20 protein-coding genes are annotated in these 23,184 nt (G+C 53.7%); 2 read left to right on the forward strand and 18 right to left on the reverse strand.

Annotated features, from left to right (window positions below):
• Positions 1-82 precede the first annotated feature (82 nt).
• From hemG to hemE, 3 genes are read right to left on the reverse strand one after another with little or no spacing between them, the layout of a single operon-like run.
• Positions 83-1,534: a protoporphyrinogen oxidase gene (gene hemG / locus AWJ19_RS24640; protein WP_068727897.1), complete on the reverse strand. Its 1,452-nt coding sequence runs from the start codon at positions 1,532-1,534 to the stop codon at positions 83-85.
• Entirely contained in the window at positions 1,531-2,481 is a 951-nt protein-coding gene (gene hemH / locus AWJ19_RS24645; RefSeq protein WP_068727900.1) for a ferrochelatase, read from the reverse strand. Before hemH ends, hemG begins: the two co-directional genes overlap by 4 nt.
• Positions 2,482-2,499: 18 nt before the next feature.
• On the reverse strand, positions 2,500-3,561 hold the full coding sequence (hemE, locus tag AWJ19_RS24650; protein ID WP_068727901.1) for a uroporphyrinogen decarboxylase: 1,062 nt from the start codon (positions 3,559-3,561) through the stop codon (positions 2,500-2,502).
• Positions 3,562-3,800: 239 nt separating this feature from the next.
• On the opposite strand from hemE, the gene AWJ19_RS24655 reads away from it, so the two are divergent.
• On the forward strand, positions 3,801-5,021 hold the full coding sequence (locus AWJ19_RS24655; RefSeq protein WP_068727919.1) for an MFS transporter: 1,221 nt from the start codon (positions 3,801-3,803) through the stop codon (positions 5,019-5,021).
• 16 nt (positions 5,022-5,037) lie between these two features.
• On the opposite strand, the gene AWJ19_RS24660 is transcribed toward AWJ19_RS24655, so the two are convergent.
• Positions 5,038-5,667 (reverse strand): O-methyltransferase, encoded by a 630-nt coding sequence (locus tag AWJ19_RS24660; RefSeq protein WP_068727902.1) that lies wholly within the window; start codon positions 5,665-5,667, stop codon positions 5,038-5,040.
• Positions 5,668-5,858: 191 nt separating this feature from the next.
• On the opposite strand from AWJ19_RS24660, the gene AWJ19_RS24665 reads away from it, so the two are divergent.
• The gene (locus tag AWJ19_RS24665) at positions 5,859-6,998 is read left to right on the forward strand and encodes a class I SAM-dependent RNA methyltransferase (protein ID WP_068727920.1); all 1,140 of its coding nucleotides are present in this window, start codon (positions 5,859-5,861) and stop codon (positions 6,996-6,998) included.
• A gap of 110 nt (positions 6,999-7,108) precedes the next feature.
• Here the strand turns inward: AWJ19_RS24665 and AWJ19_RS24670 are convergent, their stop codons facing one another.
• From AWJ19_RS24670 to AWJ19_RS24730, 14 genes are all read right to left on the reverse strand, one after another.
• On the reverse strand, positions 7,109-7,933 hold the full coding sequence (locus AWJ19_RS24670) for an aldo/keto reductase (protein WP_068727903.1): 825 nt from the start codon (positions 7,931-7,933) through the stop codon (positions 7,109-7,111).
• Between the two features lie 295 nt (positions 7,934-8,228).
• Complete coding sequence (locus tag AWJ19_RS24675) at positions 8,229-8,471, reverse strand: DUF1450 domain-containing protein (protein WP_039871963.1); 243 nt, start codon at positions 8,469-8,471, stop codon at positions 8,229-8,231.
• Between the two features lie 37 nt (positions 8,472-8,508).
• Complete coding sequence (locus AWJ19_RS24680) at positions 8,509-8,811, reverse strand: heme biosynthesis protein HemY (RefSeq protein ID WP_020426768.1); 303 nt, start codon at positions 8,809-8,811, stop codon at positions 8,509-8,511.
• Between the two features lie 134 nt (positions 8,812-8,945).
• Complete coding sequence (locus AWJ19_RS24685) at positions 8,946-9,197, reverse strand: hypothetical protein (RefSeq protein ID WP_068727904.1); 252 nt, start codon at positions 9,195-9,197, stop codon at positions 8,946-8,948.
• Positions 9,198-9,289: 92 nt separating this feature from the next.
• Complete coding sequence (locus AWJ19_RS24690; RefSeq protein WP_068727905.1) at positions 9,290-11,428, reverse strand: family 16 glycoside hydrolase; 2,139 nt, start codon at positions 11,426-11,428, stop codon at positions 9,290-9,292.
• 19 nt (positions 11,429-11,447) lie between these two features.
• The gene (locus AWJ19_RS24695) at positions 11,448-12,806 is read right to left on the reverse strand and encodes an FAD-dependent oxidoreductase (RefSeq protein ID WP_082708096.1); all 1,359 of its coding nucleotides are present in this window, start codon (positions 12,804-12,806) and stop codon (positions 11,448-11,450) included.
• Positions 12,806-14,440, reverse strand: coding sequence for a helix-turn-helix domain-containing protein (locus tag AWJ19_RS24700; protein ID WP_068727907.1), 1,635 nt, complete (start codon positions 14,438-14,440; stop codon positions 12,806-12,808). The genes AWJ19_RS24695 and AWJ19_RS24700 overlap by 1 nt, the downstream gene beginning before the upstream one ends.
• Complete coding sequence (locus tag AWJ19_RS24705) at positions 14,418-16,163, reverse strand: histidine kinase (RefSeq protein ID WP_068727908.1); 1,746 nt, start codon at positions 16,161-16,163, stop codon at positions 14,418-14,420. Before AWJ19_RS24705 ends, AWJ19_RS24700 begins: the two co-directional genes overlap by 23 nt.
• Before the next feature lie 80 nt (positions 16,164-16,243).
• Positions 16,244-17,602, reverse strand: coding sequence for an extracellular solute-binding protein (locus AWJ19_RS24710; RefSeq protein WP_068727909.1), 1,359 nt, complete (start codon positions 17,600-17,602; stop codon positions 16,244-16,246).
• A 103-nt stretch (positions 17,603-17,705) separates the two neighbouring features.
• A complete protein-coding gene (locus AWJ19_RS24715) occupies positions 17,706-18,542 on the reverse strand; it encodes a carbohydrate ABC transporter permease (protein ID WP_068727910.1) in 837 nt (278 codons plus the stop codon).
• A 24-nt stretch (positions 18,543-18,566) separates the two neighbouring features.
• Positions 18,567-18,908 (reverse strand): sugar ABC transporter permease, encoded by a 342-nt coding sequence (locus AWJ19_RS37690; protein WP_347231149.1) that lies wholly within the window; start codon positions 18,906-18,908, stop codon positions 18,567-18,569.
• Complete coding sequence (locus AWJ19_RS37695) at positions 18,905-19,504, reverse strand: sugar ABC transporter permease (protein ID WP_347231150.1); 600 nt, start codon at positions 19,502-19,504, stop codon at positions 18,905-18,907. The genes AWJ19_RS37690 and AWJ19_RS37695 overlap by 4 nt, the downstream gene beginning before the upstream one ends.
• The gene (locus AWJ19_RS24725) at positions 19,501-20,877 is read right to left on the reverse strand and encodes an FAD-dependent oxidoreductase (RefSeq protein WP_068727911.1); all 1,377 of its coding nucleotides are present in this window, start codon (positions 20,875-20,877) and stop codon (positions 19,501-19,503) included. Before AWJ19_RS24725 ends, AWJ19_RS37695 begins: the two co-directional genes overlap by 4 nt.
• Positions 20,878-21,192: 315 nt before the next feature.
• Positions 21,193-22,407, reverse strand: a complete 1,215-nt coding sequence (locus AWJ19_RS24730; protein ID WP_068727912.1) for a M14 family metallopeptidase — start codon at positions 22,405-22,407, stop codon at positions 21,193-21,195.
• Positions 22,408-23,184 lie beyond the last annotated feature (777 nt).

Below are 23,184 nucleotides of genomic sequence, written 5' to 3' on the forward strand. Positions count from 1 at the left end.
AAGGGATTTTCCGTTAATCTGACCCGGCCTGGCCCGGGGAGAAATAAAAAAAAACGGTGAAGCCTGGCTTCACCGTTTCTTCTTATCGGACCGCCGGCTCAAGCTCATGCTGGTTATTTAAACCGGCAGCAGCGGCCCCCGCGGCCTCCTTCGCCTGCCTGATGCAATCCGGCAGGCCGATGGCATCATAGCCTGCTCCAAAAGCGTATACGCCGGGCAGCTTCTGCCCCAGCTCACTGCGCAGCCCGGCAATCCGGGCCGGATGGCCGACCGGATATTGCGGCATGGAGCGGCGGAGCCGGGTGATTTCCGCAAACAGCGGTTTGGCGGTAATCCCCATAATCTCGCGCAGATCCTTCAGCACCAGCTCGGTCAGCGCCGCATCCGGCAGCTCTACATTCTGCTCATCCCCGGAGCGGCCGACATAGCAGCGCAGCAGTACCTTATCGTCCGGGCTGGTATGCAGCCACTTGGTCGAGGTCCAGGTGCACGCCGTTATATTCCGTCCCTCTTTGCGTGGAACCAGAAAGCCCGAGCCGTCATATTCAGTAACAATGTCCTTTTTGGCAAAGGCCAATACAACATTGGCTACGGAGACATAGTTGACATCCTCCAGCGGTGCCACATCTACATGCGGACGGAGCAGGCCTGCGGCGGCAAAATCCTGCACCGTAACGAAAATATCATCCGCCTGCAGTACTTCGCCGCTGTCCAGCTGCACGAAATAACGCGAGGCTTCTGTTATTCCGCTCTGTTTAATAGCCACTGCAGCCGTTCCGGTCCGCTGCTCAACATCGTGCAGCTCCTGTATCAGCGCCTGCACAAGACTTTGCAGTCCACCCCGGAAGGTAAGGAAGGCACTTTTCTTGGTTCCGGTATGAGTCTCCACCGGCTTGCGGCCCGTGGTCATTCCCCGGATCAGACTTCCGTACTTGCGCTCTATCTCTCCGAACTGCGGAAAGGTTGCCTGAAGGCTGATCTTGCGCATATCGCCGGCATAAATACCGGCCAGCAGCGGCTCGGTCATGTTCTCCAGCACCTCTGTCCCCAGGCGGCGCTCGATCAGCTCGCCCAGCGACTCATCCTCCTTGCTCCGTCGCGGCGGGAGCACGAAGTCCAGCATGGCCCGCATTTTGCCGCTGAAGGAGACAAGACCGCTCTGCAGAAACGGCTTCAGTTCGGTCGGAATACCAAGAACCAGCCCCGCAGGCATTGGATGCAGCTTGCCCTTTTGCAGTATGTACGTCTTTTTGGCATTCGGATTGGTAGTCACCAGCTCGTGATCAAGATTCAGCTCCTGGGCCAGCTCGACCATGGCTGTTTTGCGGGCCAGGAAGGAATCCGGGCCTTTCTCGATAACGAAGCCCTCACGCTGCAGCGTCTCAATTTTGCCGCCCAGGACGTTTTCTTTCTCCAGGAGAACGATGTCGGGCTGCACGCCTGCCTCCCGGTAATACTTGCGCACATAAAAAGCGGCGCTGAGGCCGCTAAGGCCTCCGCCGATAATCACGACTTTGCGGCGCGAACCGGTCATGGCTGGTTCACCTTTAATTCTCCAGCTTTGGCACGGACCACATCGCTGAGAACAGACATATAGGCCGGATCACTGTTCAATGACTCAATGCGCATGAGACGCAGATCCAGCTCGGAAGCCAGCGCCTGGGCCTCTATGTCCAGATCGTACAGCACTTCGAGATGGTCGGATACGAATCCGATCGGTGCCGACAAAATATATTTCACTTCACTCTTCGCCAGCTCGCGCATCGTATCGAGGATATCCGGGCCAAGCCACGGCTCTGCCGTTCTGCCGGCGCTCTGCCAAGTAAACTGCCAATTGGTTACACCGGTCTGCTCCGCAATGGCCTGCGAGGTTGCAAGCAGCTGATCCACGTAAGGGTCGCCCATGGCCAGAATCCGCTCAGGCAGACTGTGCGCACTGAACAGCACCCGCACATCCCCCCGTAACGCTCCTGACTCTTCGAACTGGTCCAGCTTCGCAGATACCCGGCGGCTGAGCACATCAACCAGCTCAGGATGCAGGTGGTAGCTTTCCACGAATTCCATGGTGATTCCGCAGGCCTCCGCTTTTTCTTTTGCCCGCTTAATGTATGTTCCTACGCTCATAACCGAATAATGCGGCGCGAGCACGACACCTACAGCATGATTAATGCCGTCACGCACCATCTCCTCCACGCCGTCCTCGATAAATGGCTTGGCATGCTTAAGTCCCTGGTAGCACACATACTCTACGTCACCGCCGGATTTGTTCAGTGCATCCTGCAGCGCTTCAACCTGCCGGTTCGTATTTTCCCGCAGCGGGAATACGCCTCCGACAATCGCCTCATAACGATCCTTCAGCTCCTTGAGCTGTTCTGCAGTCGGGGCATACCCGCGCCGGATATGGGTGTAGTAAGCCTCAACTCCGTCCAGGCTCTCGGGTGTGCCGTAGGACATCACAAGTACACCAATTTTTGCAGTCATGGATTCCAGCTCCTTGTATTAGATTTGCGGCTTGGCCGCCTGTTTCAGCGCCTGCTTCGAATAGTCATGGATATATTCCGTCAGCTCTCTTAGAGTATCCAGCGAAGCCTCGGGAAATAAGCCGTGCCCCAGGTTAAAAATATATCCCGGCTGCTGTATACCTTCGTCGATCAGATCCTTCGCCCGTTCCTTGAGCAGCTCCATCGGTGCAGTCAGCAGGTAAGGATCGAGGTTGCCCTGAACGGCAAAGCCCTCTCCGATTCGGCGTCTGCCCTCAGTCAGGCTTACACGCCAGTCCAGTCCGATTACATCGGTCTGCAGCCCCTTAAGGCTTGGCAGGAGCTCTCCTGAGCTGACGCCGGGAAAATAAATTTTCGGTACATCAAGATCAGATAATTCGGCAAAAATACGGGAAATCGTTGGCAGCACGTAGCGCTCGAAATCACGCGGGGCCAGAGCTCCGACCCAGCTGTCGAACAGCTGGAAGGCCTTGCCGCCGCTCTTTACATGGGCCCGCAGGTAAGCGATAACCATATCGCCCAGCTTATCCATCAGCTTTTCCCAGACACGCGGCTGGCTGAACATCATTTCCTTGGTCCGGTGATAGCTCTTGGAAGGTCTGCCTTCTATCAGATAACTGGCAATCGTGAACGGAGCGCCCGCAAACGTAATCAGCGGCACATCAAGCTCCTTGTCCAGAATAGCGATCGTCTCCAGCACATGGCCGAGATCACCCTCTACGTCAATCGGTTTCAGCCGGTCTACGTCGGCAGCGGTCGCAATGGGATTCTCGATGACCGGGCCGATATTCTTCACGATGTCGAACTGCACACCGATTGAAGCGACCGGATTCATAATGTCGGAATACAAGATAGCCGCATCCACACCCAGCTTGCGCACGGGCATCAAGGTTACTTCGGCCGCAAGCTCCGGCTGGCTGCAGATTTCGAGCAGCGAATATTTCTCCTTGATTTTACGGTACTCGGGATCATAACGGCCGGCCTGCCGCATGTACCATACGGGAACGTGGTCCGTCTCCTGCCGTCTGCAGGCGCGGATAAAAGTGTCATTGTAGGTCATGATAAGATCTCCATTGAATTTAGATTTGATAGGATAGTTGCACACGCATATAACTTATTATGCCCCTTTTAAAAGTTGGTAACAACCGTTCTCGCCGTCCTAGAATGACAATCCAATGACATTACTATGACAAGTGTTGCACCGGAAAGAGGAAAATATATGATATACTGATAGAATGTCAATTTTTCGTGAATTTTTTCGCAAATAATCTGAATCTGCTGAAAGGAAGTGAAAGCACTTTGAAGAATTGGGAGACCTGGAAAATCAACCTCATGGTGCTTTGGTTTGGCCAGTTTCTTGTAAATGCCGGTATGACTATGATTACCCCGTTCCTGTCGCTTTATCTCGCCAAAGATCTGGGTGTCACGGGTGACAGGGAGATCGGCCTCTGGGCCGGACTTATTTTTGCCGCAAATTTTCTGACCTCATTTATATTCCAGCCGCTGTGGGGTAAGCTTGCCGATAAATACGGCCGCAAAATCATGCTGCTGCGCTCCAGCTTCGGCATGGCCATTGTCATTGTGCTGATGGGCTTCGCCCAGACCCCGATGCAGCTGTTGCTGCTCCGGCTGCTGAACGGGACGATCTCCGGCTTCAATCCGGCCTCTATCGCCCTGGTGTCAGGGACGACACCCAAGCACCGCATGGGCTTTGCCATGGGCCTGATGCAGTCCGGCTCGGTGGCCGGGACCATCCTTGGACCGCTCATCGGGGGCTTGCTTGCTGACTGGATCGGCTTCCGGCCGATTTTTTATGTTGTCGGTGCCTTGCTGTTCGTAGCTTCATTACTCGCCTTATTCCTGGTAAAAGAAAAATTCAACCGTGTAGAGGCTGCCAAAGTTCCGCAGGTGTCTGTACTGGAGGGCTTTAAGGAGCTGGCCAAGGTGCCGCAGCTGCCTGCACTGTTCGGTGTTACCTTTCTGCTGCAGTTTGCGATGATCAGCCCGATGTCGCTGCTGCCGATCTACGTGGAGAAACTGCACGGATCAGCCGTTAATATCGCCTTCTGGGCGGGAATGGTCAGCGCAGTAACCGGGATCTCTAACATGCTGGCGTCGCCGCTATTAGGTAAGCTAAGTGACAAGGTCGGGGCCCATCGCATTCTGACGTATGCGCTAATTGGAGCGGCACTGTTCCTGATTCCGCAGGCTTTTGTGACCAGTGTGTGGCAGCTGATTGTAGTCCGGTTCCTGATGGGGGTGTTCATGGGAGGCCTGCTGCCGAGTGTGAACGCGCTGATCCGCTCCTACACCCCTGACGGGAAGGAAAGCAGGGCCTTCGGCTTCAACAGCAGCACGCTGGCCCTGGGGAATATGCTTGGTGCGGTAATCGGCGGTTTTTTGTCGGGTTATATCGGAATCGAAGGCCTGTTCATAATCTCCGGCGCCTTCCTGCTGATTAACACGGTCTGGGTGCGGCTTAAGCTGTACAAGCCGGGCCGGCATCAGTTGTTCCGCTAAGGCTCGGGTGTGATGCTTACTTCACCATTGCCAGAGCCAGGCCGTCATATGCAGGCAGGAGCGTGCTGGTCAGCCGTTCGTCGCCGGCAATCATCTCGTTGAACCGGCGCATCGCCTGCACTGCCGGCCCGTTCTTGTCCGTATTCAGTGTGCGTCCCCGAAGGAAGATGTTATCTCCGGCGATGATTGCTCCCGGCGAGGCCAGCCGGATCGCGTACTCCAGATAGTTCGGATAGTTTTCCTTGTCCGCATCGATAAAAAAGAAATCAAAGGTCCGGCCCTCCGCTTCGAGCAGCTTGAGACTGTCCAGCGCAGGGCCGATTTTGTATTCGGCGTTATCAGCAAAGCCCGCCTTGGCCAAATGGCTCTGGGCCAGCTGCGCATACTCCGGCTTCAGCTCAAGCGAGGTCAGCTGCCCGCCGCCGGCGAAGCCGCGGCACAGGCAGATGCCGCTGTATCCGCCCAGTGCGCCGATTTCCAGGATGCGCGTGGACCGTGAGAGGCTGACCAGCATCGTCAGCAGCCGGCCATAGCCGGGGGCGATGGACACCTCTGGCATCCCGTTTTCGGCGATCGCTTTTTTTACCTCCAGCAATAATTCATCTTCTGTGTACAGCTGTTCGCTGTATTCTTCCTGATTTGGCATATGTATTCTCCTTATCATGTTGTGAAGTCCCGCTCATTCCCCTATACTGAAAAGGATTGGCTAGGCCAAGCTTTACTAAGCGTATGCATGTATGGGATAAAGACGGTACAGGGTACCTCTTTGCTTATCTGCTTTTCTTATTGTACTGGCTGGGTGCAACCATCTACAAGCTAAACGGAGTTGAGCGCATTTTGGGTAAATTACAACTGATCGCCACCGCCCCTATGGGGCTGGAGGCTGTAGTAGCACGCGAATTGAACGAATTGGGTTATGAGACCACCACCGAGAACGGGCGGGTATTGTTCAGCGGGGATCTTATCGATATCTGCCGCTGTAACTTATGGCTGCGTACCTCTGACCGGGTGCTGATCAAAATGGGCCAGTTCCCTGCCCGGACCTTCGACGAGCTGTTCGAAGGGGTCAAGGCCATTAACTGGGAGGATTGGATTCCCGAGAACGGCGAGTTCCCGGTGGAGGGACGTTCACACAAATCCCAGCTTACCAGCGTACCCGCCTGTCAGGGGATTGTCAAGAAGGCGATTGTTGAGAAGCTGAAGCAGTCGTACCGCACCGAGTGGTTCCCGGAGAACGGGCCGCGTTATGTCGTTGAAGTCATTCTGCTGAATGACATCGCGTTGATTACACTGGACACCACCGGTCCTGCACTGCACAAGCGCGGCTACCGCCGCCAGGCAACCGAAGCACCGCTGAAGGAGACAATGGCCGCCGCTCTCATCCAGCTCAGCCGCTGGAACGGACACCGTCCGCTGTACGATCCGTGCTGCGGCTCCGGCACGATCCTGATCGAGGCGGCGATGATCGCCTGGAACATCGCGCCCGGACTGCGCCGTTCATTTCCGTCCGAGCACTGGCCGGAGATTCCGAAGCGCCTGTGGGAAGAAGCCCGCGATGAGGCCTTTGATGCTGTGCGTGACGATTACCCGCTGCAGCTGACCGGTACCGACATTGATCCGGCTGCGATTGAAATTGCCGAAGCCGCTGCCAAGAGCGCCGGTCTGGCCGGAGAAATTACGTTCAAGCATATGGCTGCCGCCAAAGCCCGCCCTGAAGGCGAGTACGGCTGCATCATCACGAATCCTCCTTACGGCGAGCGGATCAGTAACGACAAGGAAGTAGAGAAGCTTACCCGCCAGTTCGGCGAGATGATGCTGTATCTGCCGACCTGGTCCTTCTTCGCGATCAGCCCCTATAAGGAGTTCGAGCAGTACTACGGGCGCAAAGCGGACAAGCGCCGCAAGCTGTACAACGGCCGGATCGAATGCCAGTACTATCAGTACCTGGGACCGCTCCCGCCGCGCAACCCTCAATAAGGGATTAGACAAGAGCCTTAGACCACCGCAGCTTTGCTGTACGGGTCTAAGGCTCTTTTTGAGGCTACATGTAAGTTGTATTTCAAAGCTCTGCTTATTTGTTCCTTCTGCTAGAACATCAGCTTATCCGGGTCAGTCCCGATCCGCTCACCGGCATCCAGCGCGCTGATTGCACTTACTTCTTCAGACGACAGCTCGAAATCAAAGATTTCGCTGTTCTCCCTGATCCGGGACGGAGTGACCGACTTCGGAATAATCACGATCCGGTTCTGCAGCCCCCAGCGCAAAATCACTTGGGACACGGTCTTGCCATGCTTACCGGCAATACCCTGCAGCAGTTCGTTATCCTGCAGTCTGCCCTTCATCAGCGGCGCCCAGGCCTCAATCTGGATCTGGTGCTGTACGCAGTAGTCATGCAGCTCCTTCTGGATAAACCGCGGGTGCAGCTCCACCTGATTGACGGCAGGCACGATACCGCTGTCCTTGCGCAGCTCCTCCAGATGATGAATCTGGAAATTACTGACGCCGATTGCCCGTACGCGGCCTTCTTCATACAAGCGTTCGAGTGCGCGCCAGGTGTCTTTATATTTGTCCTTGCCCGGCCAATGAATCAGGTACAAGTCGATAATATCAAGCCCAAGCTTTTGGCAGCTGGTGTCAAAGGCCTTCAGCGTAGTGTCATAGCCCTGATCGGAATTCCACACTTTGGTGGTAACAAACAGGCTGTCACGCGCCACTCCGCTTGACGCAATCGACTGGCCTACCTCTTCCTCATTGCCATATACTGCCGCAGTATCGATGCTCCGGTATCCCAGCTCAAGTGCGGTTGTTACCGCATTAGCCACCTCGGCTCCCTCTGCTTTGAACGTGCCAAGACCAAACCAGGGCATATGAACCCCGTTATTCAGAATCGTGCTGTCATTAAGATGCTTCATACCGTTTCATTCCCTCCTCAAATAATGGCGGCTGCCGCCTATGTAAGCAGAAACGGCTTTGCCGTCCTTTAAAGGACGGTATCCGTTTCTGCGAGAAATATAAGGATCATTTATGATGTGCAACCTGTAAATCCTTATATTTTAAAAATCCATTCAACAACCTGTCCATTATAACATGAGCCGCAGCACGTTCCCAAATGAGAGAGGTTTCTTGTATGAAACAGAAAAAGCCTCCGCCCGAAAGCGGAGACTTTGCCCGGGTACACCGGCACATCCGGCAGCCCGAAATCTGAATTTATTCTTTAACTGCCGCCGGCTTCTTTACAAAAGCTTCCGCCTTCGCCAGCACCTCATCCTCAGTAGGAGCACTTACATAACGTCCGTTAATATAGATAAAGGCCCGTTTGCCGCATGGTCCGCAGTAGGACTTGCAGCCGACTTTGATCTCTGCATCCGGTGCCATCTTGCGCAGCTTGGGCATAATCGTCTTCATTCTGGTGTGATTGCACTGATCACAAATCTGTATTTCGTTAGCCATGGAGCAACCCTTCTTTGTCCTTATTTACAGCGGCGGTTTAGTGGTCGCCGTGATTACCTTTGGACGGATTAGTGATGACAAAGCCTTCTTCCGGGAAGTACAAGTAGTCAATCTTCACACCGTCCAGCAGCGGCTGGTTCGGATCAAGAATAACATCGATTTCTTTGTCGGTGGAAACCACGATGTCATTTTCCTTAGGCGTGTCCAGATCAAGACCATAGTGGGCGTGGTCGCCGTGGGCATGCGTAATCGCTACGCGCAGCTTGAGTTCGCTGTTGCCTTCAAGTTCCATGGTTTTTTTTATCACTTTAGCCGCGTTGCGGGTAATTTTGACGTTCATCCTCATCCATCTCCTCTGCATCTACTTCAAAACCTCAATAATTCATTTTAAGGAAAGTAGTCTGCAAAAGCAACCTTCCCGGACAAATAGAAGAGCGTCTAATGACAGATTTCGCACAAATATTCTTTAAACTTTCATCTTCCGCTCCGGAGCGCCGGATATTTGCGGTCCATACGCGAGACAAACCAGCCCATCACCAGCATCGTTACCCCTATATCATCAATCGGCATAAAGGGCATCACATCCGGCAAAATCCAATACAGCAGCACGGGAATCGTAAAAAGCAGCTTGTCCCCCATTGTGACCGCAGGCGAGCTGATGTACCTCCAGGTATTGCTGAATATATGAGACCACTGTTTCAGCGACAGCAGTTTTCTTAGTTTCATAGATTAAGTTCCTCCCTGCTAATTTGCATCTAGTGAAAAGGGTACAACCGCTTTGGCACCTGTTGAAGGATTGCGGCTGTACCCTTTGTTGTTCATTTACGCAAATTTGCAGATATCGTTTCACTTTTAATTAAAAATTCCGTAACCTTAACATCGTCGAACCGGGCGGTGCTGGAGTGCATCCGGAAACCTATTTTTCCGCCGGCGGGCTGCACTGCCGTATCCGTCCACTGGATCAGCTGGGCACCGCCGGCAGAGGCTGTGACCGTATTGCCGCTAACCTTCACCTTCAGCTCAGTCCACTGGCCGGGCGTTACCGCTACACCGGCACTGCCGACCATCGTCAGTGCTCCGGCTGTTTTTTTGAACAATTCAGCCTTGTCACCCGCATCATTCAGCCTGAACATATAATAATTATTGGCGTCTGCATACCGGAACAGCAGGCCCGCATTGGCAAACGCATTCAGCAGCTTGATTCTGGCCGAATACGTATAGTCCCTCCAGGATGCCTCGCCGGAATAAGCCAGTGCTTCACCTGATGACCCGGTCTGGGACAAAGCCCTCGTACCATCATCGTCCACAGTCCAAGTTCCACCGGAAGTCGTCCATCCGCTGTAATTGCCGTCTTCAAAATCATCCTGAAACAAAATGGCCGGCTGCGGAACCGCCCCCTGATATTCGAATACTCCGATATCCGGCACACCGTTATACAGTGTATTCCCGAAGTAGTCCTGCCCTCCGTTGCCTGCAACCACTGAACCGGCATTGATTAGAGGAGAAGACAGCGCCAACTTATAACCGTCCGCCGATTCCCGCCCCGCTGCTGTACCCGGACTGACAAATCCGGGGTTTCCGACTATTTTGTGAGGATCATTCGGCACACTGGAATTAAGCCCGTAGAAGCTGTTGTGATCATAGGTCATTCTTGTGCTATTCGTATATTGACCGCTTGCAGCATTATAAAAGATATTGTTCCTGAAATAAGCCATTCCTGTATTGCTGGCATGGGTAAGCGCCCGGTTCTGCGTGCCTGACCGGTAGATAATATTGTTATAGATATGCAGCTCCCCTCCTCCGTTAACCAGATGAAACGCCCCGTTGCCGTCCAGATCATCCTGGCTAATGTTGTAGCGGAAGATATTATTATTTGTATTGTTCATGACCAGCAGTGTGCCACCCTCATTGTTATAGCTGTAGTTGTACTGGTAGATGCTGTCATGCACTTCGATGTCAAAATCCCACGGCTGCCCGTCCCCGTCCAGCATCCGGGTATCAGAGGCCTCATTGTACTGGAACACCGCACCTGTCGTATAGTAGGCCCACTGGGCTGCCACCACTGCAATATTATCAAGGTAGGTGACAACCTCGGTGTTGACGTCGCAGGCTTCCCCGATGGATTTGGTCTTATTGTACTCTATCAGCGGCGAGACGCCTGCTCTGACCAGGATACCGTCCCGGTGTATCTTTTCTACGATATTGCCTCTAATGACCACATTGCGGAAAGCGTCGAATTTATGAACCCATGAGCTGTTGAAAAAAGCGTCGGTCATCGTCTGAATGCCCGTATCAGCCACGTTAACGACGGTGTTATTCTCTATAAGAATGTCTTGCCAGGTGCTTTCCGGTGCCGTATTGGCTCCCCGCGCATGGAAGTTGATGCCGCCTGTTCTGCGGTCCGTGCCGAAAATATCGTGAATATCCAGATTGCGGATATAGATGTGCCGGAAATTGCCGGCGCCTGTTCCTTCTCCAATAACAAGAACTCCGCTTCTTCTCATATCTGTCGCCTGCTGGCCGCTCGTAATCTCCAGATTACTGATTTCCCAGTAGGAGACATTGCGCAAACTTACCCCGAAGCCTTCCCCGTTCACGGCCGTGTTCCCGAAATGAATCAGCGGCTTGGCACCAGTGCCGTAGCGGTCTACGGTAATCGGATTCCCTTCAGAGCCTGAGCCCTTTAGATCAAGGTATTGGTTAATCCATATGCCACCCGCCTTCAGCAGTATCCGGTCGCCCGGGCTGAACGTTACACTGTTCACTTTATCCAGCGTTTTCCATGCAGCGGCTTCACTTGTACCTGAAGCACTGTCACTGCCCAGGCTTGAATCCACGTAATAAGTGTTCCCTGCGGCAGCTGCAACCGGTAAAGAAGCTGCGGATATGAGACTGAACAGCAAAATTCCGGCAAGGGTAAGCAAGGATAGCCTGCGGGACGTTCCTTTTCTTGTCATTCTAATCACTCTCCCGTAATTAGTCAGTTGCCGACAACGCCTCACCGAGCCAGGCCCCCTCTTGGACCAGCCTGTGCTGAAGAGCAGGTATATCAACCCCGCGGCTCAGGCCGTCCGTGCTGCAGGCTATAGCTGCTGCCAGACCCGCCGCCTGCCCCATTGCAAAGCAGTTGGGCATCACCCTCAGCGAGCCCTGAACTACACGGTCAGAGGAGGCAGCACGTCCCGCCACCCACAGATTGTCGAGACCGGCCGGCAGCATGCAGCGGTAGGGTACACCGTGGGATTTGCCGGGCGGCAGATGGTGAATATGCATGGCACCGCTGCTGCGGGCCATATGGATATCAATGAAATAGCTGTTGCGGGCAATATCATCCGGAAAGGATACCATATTCATGAAATCCTCCTGGGTCAGTATATAATCGCCCACTATCCGTCTTGTTTCTCGGATGCCGATCTGCTCTCCGCTGGACACCAGATGAGCATGTTCAAACCCGGGGACATACTTGCGGAAGAAATCCAGCTGGAGACTGACCAGCTTCCGCCCTTCCACCGCCCCGCGGGTCAAGTCCTCCGCGCTCGTACCGTCAACGCCGAATACATGACCGAAATTCACGCCGACCAGATAATCCGCGATCCAGGCCAGCCCGGAGACTGAGTCCCGGCCGGGGGGAAGGTTACCGTCAGCCTGGGCCTGTTGCACAGCCCGGTGAAGCTGGTCGGTGTCACCGCTTTCATTCCTGTAATGCTCAAACCTCCGGCGGTCTACGTTGGCCAGCAAGTAGCACATGGTCGCAGCCTGAAGCTCACCGGCTTCTCCGCCCTTATGAAACGGGGCTCCCGCCAAAGCAGCTAAATCCGCATCACCGGTTGTGTCGATTACCGTCTTCGCCCGGATCACGCTTCTGCCGGATTTATTGACAATAACCACACCTTCAAGCTTACGCCCTGTTTTATCCTTCAGAGTCTGACTCACGACAGTGTGCAGCAGAATCTCTGCCCCGCTCTCCAGAACCGCCTTGTCGTACACCCGCTTAAGCACCTCCGGATCGATAGGCACCCAATCCAGCTCAGAGCCGTATTGTTCCCGGAAGCCCGGTTCACACGCTGCCTTCATCTGTTCCATCAGCTCCAGCCCGATGCCGCGCACAACGGCTTTCTCCCCGTCACTGTAGGGGCAGAAGGCCGGCACCAGGGCAACGGTACCCATTCCACCCAGGAAGCCGCGCTGTTCAATCAGCAGTGTCCGCGCGCCTGCTCTTGCTGCAGACATTGCCGCCGCGATGCCTGCCGGACCGCCGCCCGCAACCAGCACATCCACTTCCTGTGATATGCCGACTTCTTCCGCCGGTAATGTAAAAGATGCTCTCTTCAATATTATTCCCTCCCGAAGCTTGCTCCGTTTGCTTTAATTGTCTGCTCCTCCGCCTCAAGCGGCTGGATCTTGAATTCACTGGGGTTCTTACCGCTGTACTTCTTGAAAACCTTTGAGAAATAGGCACGGTCGGAGAAGCCGAGGAGATAGGCAACATTCTCTACCGTCTCGTGAGGACGGGAGAGCATCGTGATCGCCATTTTCATTTTGTACTGATTGACGTAATCGGTAAAATTAACACCGGACAGCTTCTTGAAGTATCTGGAAAAATAGCTGGGATTCAGATGCAGATGCTCCGCCAAATCAATGGAAGTCACCATTTTGTCGGCATACTCCTCAAGGAATCTGTCAACCGCCTGCAGCCTGATATCCTTCTGTGCAGCAGCCGCCGGCGCAAGCGTATACTGTCTCCACAGGTTCCTCAGCTCCCGCTTGGTCAGGCGGGCCACCTCCGTGACATGGACCGTCTGCTCCAGCTGAATGAAATAATCCTCCTCGGGAAGGCCTCCCGACTCAAATGCCATCTGGCGTACGAAATTAGCATATAACTCCCTTGCCAGGCGGGGCAGCAGCCGCTGCTCCGAAACGTGATTAGTCCATTGATTGACCGCCAGATCAATCCAGGCGGCATTCTGATCCTCCAGCGCCAGTGACAGCATACCGCGCTCCTTGTCGCCCCTCGATTCCGCTGTCTGCCCGAAACCCGTAGGCTCTCCGAGCAGTGCCACGGGTGTAACAGCGTTATAAAAGTTGTTATCCCGGCTCTCTGTAAACGCCAGATACAGCGTTTCAAATTGCCGGATTGATCCGGTAGCCGCTGAGTAGAAGCCCCGTACGGTAACTTTCAGGTACTGCTCCACCTTTGAGACCAATGAATCCATATATCTCGCAATACCGTCTGCAGGGCAGGCGGGATCAGCAACATTCCACAGCAGAAAAATGTCGGCGTCCCGGGTCATAATCGGAGTAATCGAGGAATCCCCGGCAGACAGCTCCAGCGCAATATTATTCACCGCAAAGTGAATCAGCGGGAAATCCTTGTACCGGTAACGTTCAGTTACTGATGCGGCATCCATATGAAGAAATCCCAGGCGCAGAAAAGGGTACTTCCAAGAGATGCCCAGACTTTCGCCGAACTGCAGCGTATCCTCCCTGTCTGCCGTTCCGGACAGCAGCTGTTTCAGGAAGTTCTGTTTCAACACTTCCTTATTGCGCTCAATAGCCTGGCGGAGGGAATACCGTTCCAGCAGCTCCTGGCGGCTCCGGAAGCGGCTCATCGCTTTGCTCAGGCTGATTTTCAGCTGCTCCGGTGACAGTTCATCCTTGATAAGATAGTCGTCCGCTTCCAGCTGAATAGCCCGTTTCGAGTAATGGAAATCCTCATAGCAGGTCAAAAAAATGAGCCGCACTTCCGGCTTGGTGATCCGGAATGCATCCGCAAGCTCCAGCCCGTCCATCCCCGGCAGGCCGATATCAACAATGACAAGATCAGGCAGTACGCTATGGAACTGCTCCAGCGCTTCCTCACTGCTGCAGGCGGAAGCTGCAAGCTGCAGCTCCAGGCCGAGTGAGCCCAGCAGAAATTCCACATATTCCAGCATCGGGACATCGTCATCAATCAGCATCAGGGTCATCATGGGCATCCGCCTCCTTCTCAGCTGTAACCGGGATCATAAACGTAAAGGTCATGCCACCTGCTGACCGCAGCTGCGCCGTCAGCCGTGAACGGTATCCGTATAATACCTGCAGGCGCCGTGCAGTGTTGATCAGCCCGACTCCTTTTTCCGGCCAGAGCGTCTCATCCTCATCACCAAGCAGCCTGCGGTTCAGACGCTGGAGCTTATCGTCCGGCATGCCCCGTCCGTTATCGCTTATACTGATTGTTAACATACCTTGCTCCAGAGAGGCTTCAAGCCGGATTACCGGATTGTCCGGACGTGCAGAGAAGCCGTGGCTGATGGCATTCTCGACAACAGGCTGCAGCAGCAGCCTCGGCAGCATCACCGCCCCTGCCCTGTCATCAAGCGTACAATCAAACGTGATGTCAAGCCGGTTGCGGATCTGCATTACCTGTACATAGCTCCCGAGCACCTTGCACTCCTCAGCCAGCTCCAGCGGCTTGTCGACATGAACATAGACGCGCAGCAGCTTCATCAGTGCATCGATCATCGCCCCGTGGGACTGGTCACCGGAGAGCAGAAGATCCACCTTGATGGAATTGAGGGTATTGAGCAGAAAATGCGGCCGGATCTGTGCCGACAGCGCCTGAAGCTCCAGCAGTCTTTTCTCCTCCTGCTCACTCTCCACCTGCTGCAGAAGCTGATTCATATCCTCCAGCATGTGGTTGAAGGCTTCTGATAATACGGCCACCTCATCCTTGCCTTTGACCGGTATTCTTACTGCACGGTTGCCGCCGACATACTGCTTCACGCTTGCTCGCAGCAGACTGATCGGTTTGTTGATATATCCCGCCCACAGCATGGACAGAATCAGAAACGCCAAAAAGAACAAGCCGACAACCGAAATGGAAATCAGAAACTCCCGGTTAATATGACTGTCAACAGAGCTGCGCGGTGTCCGCCCGGACAGCAGCCAGCCTACCTTAGGTATACGGACCTCGCTGACCAGCAAAGATTTCTCCTGGACGGTTCCGGTTGAACCCAGCCTCGCAATAGGTCTGCCGGCCTGATCCTCGAGTGAAATGATATTTGCGCTGTTGCCTGTATCCAGCAGCTCCTCAAAATAGCGGCTTGGAATTCCCGCGTACAGTGTCGCCAGCTTCTCCTGATTAAGCGGGTCGCTAATAAAGCGCACAGCATAATAATAGTCGGGTGCAGCAGGGTCTCCGCCGTAGGGAAACCACTGCAGCGTGATTTTCTCCTGCTCATCGAGCTTGCTGCTTTCCTGCAGCAGACGCTCAGGCAGCTCCGAAAATACGGGGATATCCTGATTGCCGATCAGAATCCGGTTATCCCGGTTGACCAGCATAATCTGCAATTCGGCATCGAGTGATTGCACCGACAGTATATTGGCCGTAGTTTTGAGCTTATTGTAGTGGGTATACACCCCATAGCTGCCGAAATGTCCGGCATCCTTAAGATAGCGTAAGCTTTCCAGTACCGCCGGATCATAGGCCTCGGAGAAATAGACGGAGACAAATGAAATGTTATCCACGGTCTTTTCAAGCTGATTGGCGATTACCTTCAGGGTCTCTTCGTTGGAGCGGGTAATCTTATCACTAACGTTTTCTCTTACCGAGGTGTAAGACCAGAAGGTGACTACAATAAAAGGCAGCAGAATCAGGACCAGGAACGTGAACTGCAGTCTGCGATGGAAGGAAAAACGGCTTAACCATTTCATAATGTCTCCACCTTGTGCTCTGATGTAGATTTAACGTTCCTATTATAATCCATAACCGCTGCCGCCTTCTGATCATTTCTTTATTGTTTATTGGCCGAAACGACCTTTTCCACTTCCGCTGTCATTTCATTCTTAATGTCCTCAAAGCTGCGGTTGTCCAGGATATAGCTGGCAAAGCCGTTCTCGACAATTGCCTTTAATTCGTTGCCGTAAGGTACATTGAACGTATCCGGCATTTTAATGTTCGGATCAAACAGCGTTTTGGATAAGGATGCGGTATCGATCAGGTCTTCATTTTCGCCGAAGAAGCCCTTGATTAATTCCGCTCCGTCCACACCCTTGAACGCCGGGATTTCCTTCGTGAATTTATAGGATTCCTTGGCCATCCACTGGATGAAATCGTAGGCCGCTTCCTTGTTCTCCGATTTGGCACCCATCGCCAGTCCGTCGCCGGAAATATTGGTCATGCCTAACTCCTGCGTATCAACAGACCGCGGCAGCGGAGCGTACATCGTCTGGAACTCATGCGGGAATTTCTCCAGATTTAATGCCGCTCTGACCGCATAGCTCGGGACAGCCAGCATACTGGCATTTCCGGCAAAAAACTGCTGGAGCACATGATAGTTGGAGGCCAGCACATCCGCATACGGCTCGACACTCTTGTCTTCCTGCTCCATAACGCGGCGGAGATTGAAGAAATACTCGAAGGAAGGGTCATCAAAAATCGGTTTCAAATCAGCGTTCAGCTGCGGATGCGGCCGTTCGGTATAAGCGATGATGTTCGGATATTCACCCCAGGTATGAAAATAAGTCCCATAGTGTTCATCTGTAGTCAGCTTCTTGGCGTAATCGCGGAAATCATCCCAGGTCCAGCCCATCTCAGGCAGGGTCAAGCCCGCTGCCTCCAGGTGATCCTTATTGAATACCGTCAGCCACTGCGTGGAGCTCGGCAGAATGCCGTATACCTGGTCATCCAGCTTCAAAAGCTTGGAATATTCATCCTCCGGCGTGATGTTCTCCTGCTCAAAGAAAGAATTAAGCGGTTCCACAACTCCGCGTGATGCGCGTTCCAGCAGTTCATCCTCGTTACCGGTCATAAATACATCAACGACTTCACCTCCGGCAACCAGAATATCCAGCTTCTTCATGAACTCGGTGCTGTCGCTGTTCTGCACCAGCGATTTGTACTCCACTTCCACCTTGTCCTGGGATTCGTTATACGACTGAACCGCCTGATAGATAGGCTCCTCCGGTTTGTCAGCCTTGAATGTGTAGAATCTGATCTTTGCTTTGCCTGCAGGCTGTTCTGTACTGCTGCTTCCGCCGGCAGCCGGAGCTGGTGCATCGGTTGCGGCAGATGAATTGCCGCCGCCGTCGCCGCACGCGGTGACGGAGAGCGTAAGGAGCATACTGGCTAGCGCTAATGATAGTTTTTTCAAAGCAATTCCCCCTTGATTTGTTTACTGCAGGCTCATTATACAATCATATGGAAGCTGATACCGTGTATAGCTTTGCGGTTCTGGCGTACACTTTTTTGACCTTCTAGCCCTTGACTCCGCCGATGGCAATGCCGTCTATGACCTGCTTTTGCAGCGCCAGAAACAGCACCAAGAGCGGAACAATCGCAGCTACCGAAGCCATCATCATGACCGAGATCTGCGTACCGAACTCTTCCTTGAAGAATTGCATGCCCAGAGGAATAGTGTACAGCTTGGTTGAATTCAGCATGATCAGCGGCCCCTGGTAATCATTCCACGTCCAGATAAACTTGATTATCCCTACTGTAGCCAGAATCGGCCGGCTAAGCGGCAGCACTACGCTCCAGAAAATCCGGAAGAAACCGGCCCCGTCCAGTTCGGCTGCTTCCAGCATGTCATTATGGATGCCGACCATGAACTGGCGAAGCAGAAAAGTGAAATAGCTGGAGAACATGCCCATCAAAATTAGCGCAGCATGGGAATCATATAGTCCAAGCTCCTTAATCATAATATAACGCGGAACGAGCGTCGCCTGCTCGGGAATCATCATAAAGGCAAGCATCAGGGTAAAGATCAGCGATCTTCCCTTGAAATCAAGCTTCCCGAGCGCATATCCGGCCATGGCAGATATCACTATGGTAGCTATAGTGGATATCAGGGCGATTTTGACAGAGTTCATATAAAATAATCCAAACGCAACATCGCCCATCCATACAGCCTTAAAGTTGGCAATCAGGTTCCAGTCCTGCGGAATCCATTGAATCGGAAAGGTCCAGACCTCTCGTTCCGTCTTGGAAGCAGCGGACAGCATCCATGCCAGCGGCATAAGGAAGAATGCGGAGAGAACCGCGAACAGGGCTGTTAGGAGCAGATTGCCGGGCATTATTTTTTTTCTGGTCATAACGTTTGTTCCTTTCTCTGTCGTCTAATAATGGACTTTGCGGCTCTGAGTTATCCAGGTAATCGACGTTACCAGCATGATGATGAGGAACAGTACCCAGGACATAGCAGAGGCGTATCCCATCTTGAACCGCTCAAAGCCTTCCTCATAGATCTGGTACACTATAACCGTACTGGAATAATTGGGTCCCCCGTCGGTCAGGAATTTGATCATATCGAAAATTTTGAATGATGAAATCGTGCTTGTGATCGCCAGGAAAAAGGTGGTCGGACCAAGCAGCGGCAGTGTTATGCGCCGGAACTGTCCGATCCCGCTTGCCCCGTCAATCGTCGCGGCCTCATAGAGCTCTTCAGGTATATTCGTCATACCGGCAAGAAAAATGATAATCTGATAACCAAGCAGCTGCAGATATAAATTATCATGATTGCAATCAGCGAAAAGCTGGTATCCACCAGCCAGCGCGGCGGATCAGACAGCCCGAGCTGTATCAGTATCTGGTTGACCGGACCCTTGGACGGATGATAAAGCGCCTGCCAGACGGCTGCTATTGCTACCGTAGAACAGATATAGGGGACGAAAAAAGCCACTTTGAAATAGGTTTTGGCGTACAGCTTCTTATGGATCAGCGCAGAGAACACAACCCCGAGCAGCATAGTGACCGGTACGGTCCCGAGGGTGAACAGCACATTGTTCTTCAGTGCCTGCAAAAAACGGTTGTCCCTGAATAATTCGATGAAATTATCCAGTCCGACAAAGTGAATCGCAGACAATCCGCCGACCAGATTCCATTCCGTCAGGCTAAGGATCAGGCTGAACACAAGGGGAAACACAGCGATGACCAGCATCCCGATGACTTCCGGGGCGATGAAGAGCCATCCGGCCAGCTGCTCGCGTCTTTTGCGTGTCCAGTATACTTTCGGCTGCGGTTTAGTTGTCTCCGTTAGGATCGCGTGCTGGCTCATTGAATCTCCCCCTCTGTCTTCTCAGCATCTGTTGGCGGTAAATAGCCGCCTTCTTCCTTGAGCCGTTTGCGCAGCCGGGATACATCAACAGCATGAACATCGCCGCCGTTGTGCTTCACAGCCAGTGCTGCAGCCAGCCCGGCTGCTTCCCCCATTGCCAGGCAGACCGGCATGACCCGGACACTGCCCAGTACCCGGCGGTCACTGGAGATGCAGCGGCCGGCCACCAGCACATTACGCAATCCGCGCGGCGTAAGGCAGCGGTAAGGAATACCGTGCGACTCTCCGGGTCCGTAGAGGGTAATGGACAGGCCTGATCCTTCACCGCTCTGCTGCTCTTTCTGCGTACCATGTACGTCAATGAAATAGCTGTTGCGGCAGATTTCGTCGTCAAAGCTTCTGCGGGCCATGTAATCCTCAGCTGTGAGGATGTAATCACCGGTAATCCGCCGTGATTCGCGTGTTCCCATCAGTGTGCCGGTGTTCATCACAACCGAATTGCCAAAGGCTGCCGGATGGACAGCGGCAAGCATATTCCGGTAAGCGGCCGCCATCCTGCGGCCCTGTACCAGCGCCTCCGATACCGAGAACGGGTCCGTGTTGTCAACTCCCCAGAGGTGCCCTGCATTGAAGCCCACGGCGCGCGGGGCTATCATGTTGTTGCAGATATGAGTGTCAGGAATACCCGGATAGCGTCCGGAGGCGACTGCCTCATGAATAGGGCTGTGCGGGTTCTCGGCATGCAGTAACGGACCATTAAGGTACGCATAATCATCCACATTGCCGAGAATGAAGCAATGTGTGGCCGGCTGAAGCTCACCGGTCGCCTCATCTCCCTTGGCGTATTCGGCGCCTGCCCAGGCCGCCACATCACCATCGCCTGTACAGTCCACATAGACAGCTGCGCGGAATGCCTGCAAGCCCCCCTTATTCAACAGGAGGATCGCTGTAATATTGCCGTACTCATCCCTCTCGACACCCGCCAGCATCGTCAGAAAAAGGATATTGACGCCCGATCCGGCTACGAGTTCGTCAAAAATTAATTTGAGCTTCTCAGGATCAATCGGCACCCAATCCATAGCTTCCTTCTGCACGTGGGGCATTTGTGCTTTTAAAGTGTCAAACACCTTGGCTGCAAGTCCCTGGTAAACAATCTTCTCCTTGTCAGAGAACGGGCACCAGGCCGGTACCAGACCCGAGGTCCCCATTCCGCCAAGACTGCCGGTCGCCTCCACCAGCAGCGTTCTCGCCCCTTCTCTCGCAGCCGCAGCTGCAGCGGTGCAGCCCGCCGGACCGCCTCCGACGACAATCACGTCATAGGAGGAATTCAGCGGTAAAGTCTTGCTATTCAGCGTATACGTATCGTTAATCATGCAGTCCTCTCTTCCCCGGCAACCGGCGTTCTCCGTTCTCCACTGGAATCCTCCGGCTGCCGTTCTTCTATAAATCTCATTTTAGCAAGAGACTTTTGAGAATACGGTACAGCTTTCATACGCGTTAATGTGCAATATTTTGACCTAAGCTCTGCCTCAGAGCGTCAAAAAAAGCCGGCTGTGCACCTTTAAAAGGTATACACCGCCGGCTTTTTGAAATGGAAACATAGAAAAGGATACAGCCGCCAAGCACCGATAATCAGGATTGCGGCCGTACCCTTTGCTGTTATATTACGCAAATTTGCAGCTTTTGTTTCAATTTTTATGCAAATTCGAGAGAATTTCCGCGATAATAAGTCCGGTTTCCAGGGCAGCGTCTTCGTAATCCTCCAGCGGAAGCGGGTTTTTGCCGGTTCCAAGCTCAACCGTGAAGCCCGGCCTGCGGAACTGCTGGATGAACCAGTCCTTATATCCGGCATCGCTTCCGGTAAGCTCTACCGCGCGGTAGCCGCTTGCCGCCGCCAGGCGCGCCGCCAGCTCCCTGCTTCCCTGCGGCTCATATCCCCGGTAGTTCCAGTAGATTTCAGCTCCCTGGCTGTGCAGGGAGACGGCCGCAGCGCCTGGATAACGTTCGGCAAGCGCAGCTAGCGCAGCGGCTTCCGGCTCGCTGAGCGGTGCCGGCCCGCTGTAGTCACGCGGCGCAGGGCCGGGAATCTGCCGCCGCTCGCGTTCCTCCTCCCAGTGGGCCGGGAACTGGTCGCCTAGATCCACCCCGCGGATATTGGCCTTCCAGTGGCGGAAGCTGCGGCGGCCGCAGTTCCATTTCATCAGCTCCGTGTAATAAGGATGATCCGGCAGCGCTCCTTCCTGCACCAGCTCCACACCATCCGGGTTGGCCACGGGCACCGCCCACACCGTCCAGTCCCGGTACCACTGCGCAGGATCATGCCCGTTCCAGCCTCTGCCGGTTGCATAGGCTTCTGCATACTGCTCTATGAATAACATCAGGCAGGGAGAGGTCAGCCATTCATTGGCATGGAGTGCAGCATTCACGTGCAGGTTAAGGGGCCCGTTACCGATCCTCAGCAGATGCAGGGGCTTGCCTAATACACTTGTTCCAATGCTGCTGGCAGTGATAAAGGGGTATTTTTTCGTCAGCAGCCTGATATCCTCATCAGCCTGGACGGGGCCATACTCACCGTTGACGGACACTATCCTGCCTGATGCAGATTGTGGAATAACCAGCACTTTACCCGGACTACAATAGCGGCCGTTAGTAACCCCCGGATTCAGCAGCTCAAGCTCAGCTATATCCACTCCGAACAAGGCAGCAATGGACGCCGCATCGTCACCTACCTGTACGGAGTACCGTTTACGCGGTGCGGAAGGCAGGAACAGGACCTGTCCCGGGTACAGGTAGGGCTGCTTTCCGGCCCACGGATTCCCCTGAATGACATGCTCCGGTGTAAGTCCATGCCTGGCGGCAATCCGGCTAACGGTATCTCCCTTGCGGGCAATATATTGCTGCATATGCCTCATCCTCTCAGACCCTCTAGTTGCCGTCATCCCTGCCAAAGTCTAAGGGACACAGGCTCCCTTTATTGTATGCAGCCCCTATCACCCGGCATGAACGAAAAGCACCCCGAATGGCCTGATCACGACAAAAAAATGTAACCGCATTCAAAGTACGGAATGACAATAAAGGAGGGGCGGTAATAGGGGGATGTGCTTGGGTTGTACTGGGGTTGTACTGGGGTTGTACTGGGGATGTACTGGGACAGTACGGGGCATATACTGAGACATGTGCTGGGAGCAGGGATTGCGCTGGGCAAGTACGGGATTGACGTGGGGTCAGCAATTTCTTGCAGTATTTGACTCAAATGATCGGTGTGAAGGATGTTGGGAACGTCTGTTAGTAGCTAGGTGTGATTAATAGTGAAGCGGCAGTTCACTGAGACTGTGGGTTCGGCGGAAAGCTCGTTTGGTTGGCAACAGTCCTCTCCCGATATTAGCTCGCTTCGACCAATCGCCGGGCATTGTTGCCGGTAGCTCTGGTGGGGCTGATTCGGTAACTGGAATGGGTTGTTTGCAGGACGTTGGCTCGGTTAACTGGTATACGTTTGTTTGGCAGGACGTTAGTTCGTATAGCTCGAATAGTCTGGCGACGGGACGTTGTCAAATGGCGGTGCCGAAATCAAAGGCATTTTGCCCTTCATTTCACTCATTAGCCCGTTCCGGCCGAAATCAAAGGCATTTTTGCCCTTCATTTCGCACATTAGCCCATTCCGCCCGAAATCAAAGGCATTT

This window comes from Paenibacillus sp. DMB5 (genome assembly GCF_001517085.1).
GTDB lineage: Bacteria > Bacillota > Bacilli > Paenibacillales > Paenibacillaceae > Paenibacillus_AQ.

Excerpts from the sequence above, each read along its gene's own strand:
- AWJ19_RS24660 (WP_068727902.1), bottom strand. The coding sequence starts at position 5,667 with ATGCCAAATCAGGAAGAATACAGCGAACAGCTGTACACAGAAGATGAA.
- AWJ19_RS24680 (WP_020426768.1), bottom strand. The coding sequence starts at position 8,811 with ATGAACGTCAAAATTACCCGCAACGCGGCTAAAGTGATAAAAAAAACC.
- hemH (WP_068727900.1), bottom strand. The coding sequence starts at position 2,481 with ATGACTGCAAAAATTGGTGTACTTGTGATGTCCTACGGCACACCCGAG.
- AWJ19_RS24670 (WP_068727903.1), bottom strand. The coding sequence starts at position 7,933 with ATGAAGCATCTTAATGACAGCACGATTCTGAATAACGGGGTTCATATG.
- AWJ19_RS24705 (WP_068727908.1), bottom strand. The coding sequence starts at position 16,163 with ATGAAATGGTTAAGCCGTTTTTCCTTCCATCGCAGACTGCAGTTCACG.
- AWJ19_RS37690 (WP_347231149.1), bottom strand. The coding sequence starts at position 18,908 with ATGACGAATATACCTGAAGAGCTCTATGAGGCCGCGACGATTGACGGG.
- hemG (WP_068727897.1), bottom strand. The coding sequence starts at position 1,534 with ATGACCGGTTCGCGCCGCAAAGTCGTGATTATCGGCGGAGGCCTTAGC.
- AWJ19_RS37695 (WP_347231150.1), bottom strand. The coding sequence starts at position 19,504 with ATGAGCCAGCACGCGATCCTAACGGAGACAACTAAACCGCAGCCGAAA.
- AWJ19_RS24715 (WP_068727910.1), bottom strand. The coding sequence starts at position 18,542 with ATGACCAGAAAAAAAATAATGCCCGGCAATCTGCTCCTAACAGCCCTG.
- AWJ19_RS24725 (WP_068727911.1), bottom strand. The coding sequence starts at position 20,877 with ATGATTAACGATACGTATACGCTGAATAGCAAGACTTTACCGCTGAAT.
- AWJ19_RS24675 (WP_039871963.1), bottom strand. The coding sequence starts at position 8,471 with ATGGCTAACGAAATACAGATTTGTGATCAGTGCAATCACACCAGAATG.
- hemE (WP_068727901.1), bottom strand. The coding sequence starts at position 3,561 with ATGACCTACAATGACACTTTTATCCGCGCCTGCAGACGGCAGGAGACG.
- AWJ19_RS24685 (WP_068727904.1), bottom strand. The coding sequence starts at position 9,197 with ATGAAACTAAGAAAACTGCTGTCGCTGAAACAGTGGTCTCATATATTC.
- AWJ19_RS24730 (WP_068727912.1), bottom strand. The coding sequence starts at position 22,407 with ATGCAGCAATATATTGCCCGCAAGGGAGATACCGTTAGCCGGATTGCC.
- AWJ19_RS24700 (WP_068727907.1), bottom strand. The coding sequence starts at position 14,440 with ATGATGACCCTGATGCTGATTGATGACGATGTCCCGATGCTGGAATAT.
- AWJ19_RS24690 (WP_068727905.1), bottom strand. The coding sequence starts at position 11,428 with ATGACAAGAAAAGGAACGTCCCGCAGGCTATCCTTGCTTACCCTTGCC.